5 protein-coding genes and 1 pseudogene are annotated in these 6990 nt (G+C 65.3%); 4 read left to right on the top strand and 2 right to left on the bottom strand.

Annotated elements, in window-relative coordinates; genetic code table 11:
* Nucleotides 1-132: pseudogene (locus tag I4J89_RS48845) on the top strand (IS481 family transposase); the annotation flags it as partial.
* A 361-nt stretch (nt 133-493) separates the two neighbouring features.
* On the opposite strand, the gene I4J89_RS48840 reads toward I4J89_RS48845, so the two are convergent.
* Nucleotides 494-1858, bottom strand: a complete 1365-nt coding sequence (locus I4J89_RS48840; RefSeq protein ID WP_196421064.1) for a tyrosine-type recombinase/integrase — start codon at nt 1856-1858, stop codon at nt 494-496.
* A 1086-nt stretch (nt 1859-2944) separates the two neighbouring features.
* Between I4J89_RS48840 and I4J89_RS48835 the strand changes: the two genes are divergently transcribed.
* On the top strand, nt 2945-4069 hold the full coding sequence (locus tag I4J89_RS48835; RefSeq protein WP_230860858.1) for a serine hydrolase domain-containing protein: 1125 nt from the start codon (nt 2945-2947) through the stop codon (nt 4067-4069).
* Between the two features lie 394 nt (nt 4070-4463).
* Here the strand turns inward: I4J89_RS48835 and I4J89_RS48830 are convergent, their stop codons facing one another.
* Entirely contained in the window at nt 4464-4775 is a 312-nt protein-coding gene (locus tag I4J89_RS48830; protein ID WP_309238809.1) for a nuclear transport factor 2 family protein, read from the bottom strand.
* A 93-nt stretch (nt 4776-4868) separates the two neighbouring features.
* Between I4J89_RS48830 and I4J89_RS48825 the strand changes: the two genes are divergently transcribed.
* Nucleotides 4869-5867, top strand: a complete 999-nt coding sequence (locus I4J89_RS48825; protein ID WP_196421063.1) for an ATP-binding cassette domain-containing protein — start codon at nt 4869-4871, stop codon at nt 5865-5867.
* Nucleotides 5864-6712 (top strand): ABC transporter permease, encoded by an 849-nt coding sequence (locus I4J89_RS48820; RefSeq protein WP_196421062.1) that lies wholly within the window; start codon nt 5864-5866, stop codon nt 6710-6712. Before I4J89_RS48825 ends, I4J89_RS48820 begins: the two co-directional genes overlap by 4 nt.
* The last annotated feature ends 278 nt before the right edge of the window (nt 6713-6990 follow it).

The raw sequence follows: 6990 nt of genomic DNA, 5'->3' as shown, positions 1-6990 counted from the left end.
ACCAGCAACCAGGACCGCGCCGACGCCCTACCCGGCTGGCTCCACACCTACAACTACCATCGAGCCCACACCGCGCTCGGAGGCCAGCCACCCATCAACCGCGTCAACAACGGTCCTGGTCACTACAGCTAGCGCACTCTGGCGCACTACCTGCGCCTGAACAGGAACAACAGCCATCCCGCCGGCACCGAAGGCCTGCCCGCGAACCTGGACAACGTCGCGTCCCTCCCGGCCGATCGCAGAGACCCGCCGTAGCTGCTCGACAGTTCCACAACCCAGACAACGGACCGCCGCGCGTGACTGTGGGACCGACACGCCATCACGCCACCGCACACGCATCTTCGACCGGCCCTGGCCTACGACATCTCCGCTGGCATTCGCGGACTGCTGGACCGACCCGCCGTCCATATCTGACACCGTCTTTACCCCCGAACTCAGACGAACGATTCATCGTGAAGGTGTGCCGCCACCGAAGCGACGGCACACCGTGCTCCTACGCCGCCAGTTTCAGACCGGCGATGAACGGAGCGACTTCCCGCTTCGCGCCCTTCTTCGACTTCTTCCGACGCTTCCGCTCAAACTCCTCGAAATCCGCCACCTTCGCGCCACGCGGCAGCATCTTGTTGAGCTTCGCCAGCAACTTCTGGTCGTGTTGCGCCAGCCGGTGGCCGTAGGTATCGAACGTCGTCTTGATCGAGGCATGCCCGACAATCTGCTGGATCGCCAAGAAATCGAACCCCGCCGCGATCAAGTACGCAACGAACGAATGCCGCAAGTCATGAGACCGCGGCCGCTGGTGTAACCGGGTCGCGCAATCACACGTCGACACCGCCAGCGACTTGACCTGATCAAGCTCGGACCCGTTACCCGCCTTCCGCGTCTTCGGCGGATGCTGCGCGCACCGCTGCGCCCGCGCCACGACGTACCGCCACTCCCGGTTGCGGAAGTTGTTCGCGTCCCACGGCTTGCCGGCCGGCGACGTGAACACGAAATCGTTGCGGTTCTTGCCCGCCACCAACCGCGTCAGCACCTCGACCACACGAGCCGCCAACGGGATAGGGCGTCGAGACTTGCGTGACTTCGGAGCCGACAGCCCGCCGGTGCGGCTGAGCGTCTTCTCCACGTAGACGACCGGGTTCTTGTCATTCAACGACACGGCCTTGACCCGCAAACCCAGCAACTCGCTCAGCCGCATGCCAGTCCCGAGAGCCACGACAACCAGATCCCGAATGTGGGGCGGGCACGCGGCCAGCAGAATCTCCGCTTCCTCCACCGTCAGGAAGTACGCGTCGTAGTGCTCGATAGTCGGCAGGCCATTGGTGCGCTGCCCCGACGGCCGGTCGAACGGGTTGTCCAGCCGATACCTGGGCGTGGCGTCGCGCAACACCATGCTCATGACGGCCCAGTGTTTACGCACGCCCGCCGGCATCAACGTCTCGGAAAGCCCCGCCTTCCACGGATCGACGTGCTTGGCCCGGTGGAGCTCACCAATCCGCATCTTCGCCAGCGGCGGGAGATCACCTACCGGCTGGCTGATCCATTTGCCGCGCAGCATGCGGGCGTACTCGGTCTTCGTGCTCTTCGCGACGTCGACCTTGCCTTCGAGCCAGTCCTCGATCCAGTCGCCTACCAGAGGAGTGAGCGCTTCCTCTTCTTCGTCGTTCTGGCCCTTCTCATCCAGCTCGAGAACGATCGCGTAGACCTCGGTATCGCTGATCTTGTGCTTGTGTGCGGTGGCCAGCTTCTGGGCTCGTTTCGCGTCGTTCTCGTCGTGGAAGGTGCATGTCTGCCACTTGCCCTTGCTGCCGGCTCGCCATCTGACGATGAACGAGCTCCCCCGCGGGTTCATCGATGCCATGTCTTGAAGGTAGCGAGATCGATGATCACATGCGAACACGGAACGTGCCTCTCAGTGCTCACCGAAAGTCACAACCAGCACTTCAAAAACGCCTCTAGCAGCTTTATAGATAAACGTGCAGGTCACGCTATGTCTATGAAGCTAACTGGCAGTGTGGGGGTCAGGGGGTTCGAGTTCCCGCAACGCTTGTAGTGCCAGATTGCGGCCATTTGGATTCGTGGGCTCGATCTGATCGGTGACTCTTACTCATCGATTTATCGGCGTCAGCGTCCATTGTGAGGGCCGTCTTGGCGGATCTCAAACACTTGACAGGACGATTCCGGCCCAGGTTCCTAGGAAGCCGTTGTTGTTAAGGAGCGTCCCCTCCGCGGTGCGGCTTCGGATCAGCGTCACCGTGACGGCAATCCGAACGCCGGGGATGGGACCTCGGTAGGCAAAGATTCGCGCTAGCTGCGGAAACAGGTTGCGAGACAGCCACTCAGCTATGGGACTCGTGCGGAACCAAGCCGAGCCGGGAGGTGCCCGGGAGGAACGGCTTGCAGCACCCGGCACGGCCACGGAAACCCGGGGTAGCAACACTTGTCTCCGTGCGTGCGCCTGTCCCCGTACGCGAAACCGGCGCCCATCAACGGCGTGGCTGGCACCGGCGTCACCGTTCACGGCCGACCAAGGTCCATCATGGCGTTCCACCATCAGCAACGGCCGGGTCACAGCCACCGACGTGTCGCCGATCCCGACCGCTTGAACCAGCTCGATGTTCCTACCGGGCGTCAGCTCAGCAGCTGGGAATACCGAAACCCGTATCGGCAGCGAGGCGCCGCCCGCCTCGTCGACGGCGAGTTTCGACAGTGTCCACCGCCGACTCCGGGACCGCTGAGGCCTCCCGGGCGCCTCCCCGCTGGGCTGGGTTCCATGCGCGGGTCCTACAGCTGAGCCCGTAGTTGCCGGGCCGTCTGGCTGCGCGCGAGCCGGTCTGGGGGAAATCCCCTAGCAGAAGACGGCTGTCAGCCGGGTCCCGTCCGGGCGGCCGCGGGCCTAGCGTGATCTTCCGTAAATACCAACCACAAAATCGCTCAAGGAGGTCAAATGAAGCGTGTGCTCCGGTCCATGGTGATCGCGACGACAGTGCTGGCAGTGATGGCGTCCCCGGCCACCGCCATTGCCGCGCCACAAAAGGCGGATCGTTTAGAACTGCAGAGACGGCTGAACGATGTCGTGGCTGCTGGCACGGTGGGCGCGCTGGCGGAGGTGCGTGACCCGCACGGCATCTGGCAGGGCGCCAGCGGTGTCGCCGAACTGGGTACGGCGCGGGCCGTACCGATTGACGGCCGCGTCCGGGTGGGCAGCATCACGAAGACGTTCATCGCTACCGTCGTCTTGCAGCTCGTCGGCGAGGGTCGGCTGCGGCTGGGCGATACGGTCGAATCGCGGCTGCCCGGAGTGGTTCCCGATGGTCACCGCCTCACCGTGCGCCATCTGCTCAACCACACCAGCGGGTTGTTCGATTACCAGTCGACACTGCCAATGCCGCCAAAGCCTGAGTTCCTGGGCAACCGGTGGCGGAGCTGGACTCCGGCCGAACTCATTCAGCGGGCGGTGGCCAACCCGCCGACGTCCGATCAGCCGGGTGTGGCCTACGCGTATTCGAACACTAACTACGTCCTGCTCGGCCAGATCATCGAGGAGGTGACCGGCCGGCCATACGGCAAGGAGATCGAACGCCGGATCATCCAGCCGTTGCGGTTGCGCGGCACCGCAGTGCCCGGGACGTCGTCAAAGATTCGCGGGCCGCATCCACACGGCTACGTGCCGACACAGCGCGACGGCAAGATGGAGCTTCTCGACTACGCCCGGATGAATCCGTCAGTGTTCGGCGCAGCCGGCGAGATAATCTCCACGACCACGGACCTCAACCGATTTTTTGCCGCCCTGCTAGGCGGGCGTCTTCTACCGCAGCACCTCCTCACCGAAATGAAGACACCGGGAGTCAAGGGCGGTAGCTACGGACTTGGGCTGGCCTGGCGAGACACCGCGTGCGGGATCCGGGTGTACGGCAACGACGGCGGTACCCTGGCGTACCAGTCCTGGTCATTTTCCACCGAAGACCGGCGCCACCAGGTCACGGTCGCGCTCACACCCAACTTCCGCAGTGAGTACGCCGTCGTCTTCGCCGCCGTCGACGCGCTGCTGAACAAGGCTCTCTGCGCCTGACCAATCGGCATCTATCGGCGGGACGACTCCCCGGGTCGATAACGGTTCGGCAGCCAGCCGTTGTTGCCGGGGAATCGGGCCCGCGCGACCCGGCCACCAACCGCCAGCCACAGCCTCACCGCGTTCCTGCCGCGGTTCCGCAGGTCAGCCATATCCGTTGAGTCTTCAGCCAATAATACGAGAACCTCAGGCAGCCGTAGTCGGTGGAAATGCCGATCCGGTTGTCGGCGGCGAGTTGCTTGATTCGAAGCGCCGTCATAGAGCCGGGATCGCCTGGTCACGGCAGGACAGCATCCGGGGTCGGGCCGGGGTGCCGCGGCGTTGGCGTTTCAGGCATCACCGGACAATGCCCGCTACTGACCGCTACCGTCCGGTTGCGCGAAATGGCTCATTGTCATGAAAGCTGCTGCCACAGCGGAGTGACGTCAGTCCGAAGGAGGCGCCATCCCTCCGAGGTGCGCAGGGCGCTGAACGCGGATTTCAGACCAACCAGCCGCAGCGCGGGCGCCAGCTGGTCGGATCCCGGAGGGAAGAAGGTGACCAGCATGTTCGCCGTCAGCTCGGCGCGATCGCCGTCCAGGTCGACGAGTATGTCGGTGGTCAGGTGCTGTGTGCGTTCGGCGTCGTCGCTCGTACGGCGGACATAGTCGATGATTTCCGCGATCAAGCCATCATCGCCCTGGCCATGCTCAGCCTCGGCGGCCACCGACCCGAACTACCCGGCAGATAAACCCAGAACTCACCCACACATCGATCACAAGAGCCAAAAATTGTCGTACCCCTGCGCGACGATGCGGTCATGCCCAATGAAGGGACCATCCTGGATGCGCCAGCCGTCGAGACCGAGGGCCTGGCCAAGAGTTTCGGCGACAATCGTGCGGTCGACGGCGTCGACCTAATCGTGCCGGCCGGCACGGTCTACGGCCTGCTCGGACCTAACGGGGCGGGCAAGACGACAGTGGTGCGGATGCTCGCCACGCTGCTGCGGCCAGACGGCGGCGTGGCCCGGGTGTTCGGCCACGATGTGCTCCGCGAGCCCGACGCGGTCCGCAGCCGGGTTAGCCTGACCGGGCAATATGCCTCAGTCGACGAGGACCTGACCGGCACCGAGAACCTGGTGCTGCTGGCCCGGCTGCTGGGCTATTCCAAGGCACAGGCGCGGGAGCGGGCGGCGCAGTTGCTGGAGGCGTTCGGACTGAGCGAGGCAGCCGACCGGCAGGTGAAGAAATACTCCGGCGGCATGCGCCGGCGCATCGACATCAGCGCCAGCATCCTCAACACTCCGGATCTGCTGTTCCTCGACGAGCCCACGACCGGACTCGATCCGCGCAGCCGCAACCAGGTGTGGGACATCGTGCGGCTGGTGGTGGCCAACGGCACCACCGTGCTGCTCACCACGCAATATCTGGATGAGGCGGATCAGCTCGCCGGGCGGATAGCGGTGATCGACCGGGGCAAGGTGATCGCCGAGGGCACACCCGGTCAGCTCAAGGCGTCGATCGGGGCGGGCACCGTGCACGTCCGGCTGCGCGACGCGGACCAGCGACCGGCCGCCGAGCGGGTGCTGGCCGAGGAGCTCGGCACCACGGTGCAGCGCGAGGCCGATCCGGTGGCACTCACCGCCCGGGCCGACGCGTCCGGCTCCGATCGCGGCGCCGCCGCGCAGGCCTCGCGGGCGCTCGCCCGGCTCGCTGAGGCCGGGATCATCGTGGACGACTTCTCGCTCGGGCAGCCCAGCCTCGACGAGGTCTTCCTCGCGCTGACCGACCGCCCGGCCACCGAGGAGGTCACCGCATGAGCACCGCCACGCAGACTTCGGACGCCATCGCCTACACGCTGTCGGCCGAGGCGCTCGGCGCCGTGCTGGCCCGCAGCGCCCGGCCGAAGCGCCCGAGCGCCTGGTCGGCGTCGGTGACGTATGGCTGGCGTGCCATGCTCAAGATCAAGCATGTGCCGGAGCAGCTGTTCGACGTCACCGCCTTCCCGATCATCATGACATTGATGTTCACCTACCTGTTCGGGGGCGCGCTCGCCGGCTCCACTCGGGAATACCTGCAGTTCTTCCTGCCCGGCGTCATGGTGACCAGCGTCGTCATGATCACGATGTATACCGGGGTAGGACTCAACACCGACATCGAGAAGGGTGTGTTCGACCGGTTCCGGACGTTGCCGGTCTGGCGTCCCGCTGCCCTGGTCGGAATGATCTTCGGCGACGTGCTGCGCTACATCCTCGCCGCCGCCACGATCATGGTGGTCGGACTGATCCTCGGCTTCCGGCCGGAGGGCGGCGTCGCGGGCGTACTCGGCGGGATCGCCCTGCTAGTGATCTTCTCGTTCGCGTTCTCCTGGGTCTGGACCATGTTCGGCCTGTTCCTGCGCTCGGAGAAGTCGGTGATGGGCGTCAGCATGCTGGTGCTCTTCCCCCTCACCTTCCTGAGCAACGTCTTCGTCGACCCCGGCACGATGCCGGGCTGGCTGCAGGCCTTCGTCGAGGTCAACCCGATCACCCACCTGGTGGCCGCGATCCGGTCCATCATGGGCGGAGCGTGGGACATCGGTGAGATCACCTGGACGCTGGTGGCGAGCGCGGTGCTCGTCGGGGTCTTCGGCACCCTCACCATGCGCCTCTACAACCGCAAATAGCCAGGTTGTGGCCGCGCCGGCCCGCTCGTACTCGACCCGGGGGAGGGCGGGCACAACCCAACTGGCCGTGGCGGCTGCCCTACCCGCTTGCACTCGATCCGGGTGAGGGGCGGCCGTGGCCCAAGTCACCGTCGCGGCGCCCCGACCCGCGTGAAGGGTGCCATCTCAGCGTTACAGCCGGTGAGCAGCGAAGACTCGGTGCGGCAGGCTGTCGGTCATGGTGGTTCGCACGCTTGCGTTAGTCGTTGTCCGACGGGTTCTTGGACTGGTCGGGCTGG

Origin of the sequence: Actinoplanes aureus, from assembly GCF_015704865.1 — a bacterium.
Taxonomy (GTDB): Bacteria; Actinomycetota; Actinomycetes; order Mycobacteriales; family Micromonosporaceae; genus Actinoplanes; species Actinoplanes aureus.
The sequence above is the reverse complement of the archived record's forward strand: the minus strand, read 5'-3'. Positions and strand labels throughout refer to the sequence as shown.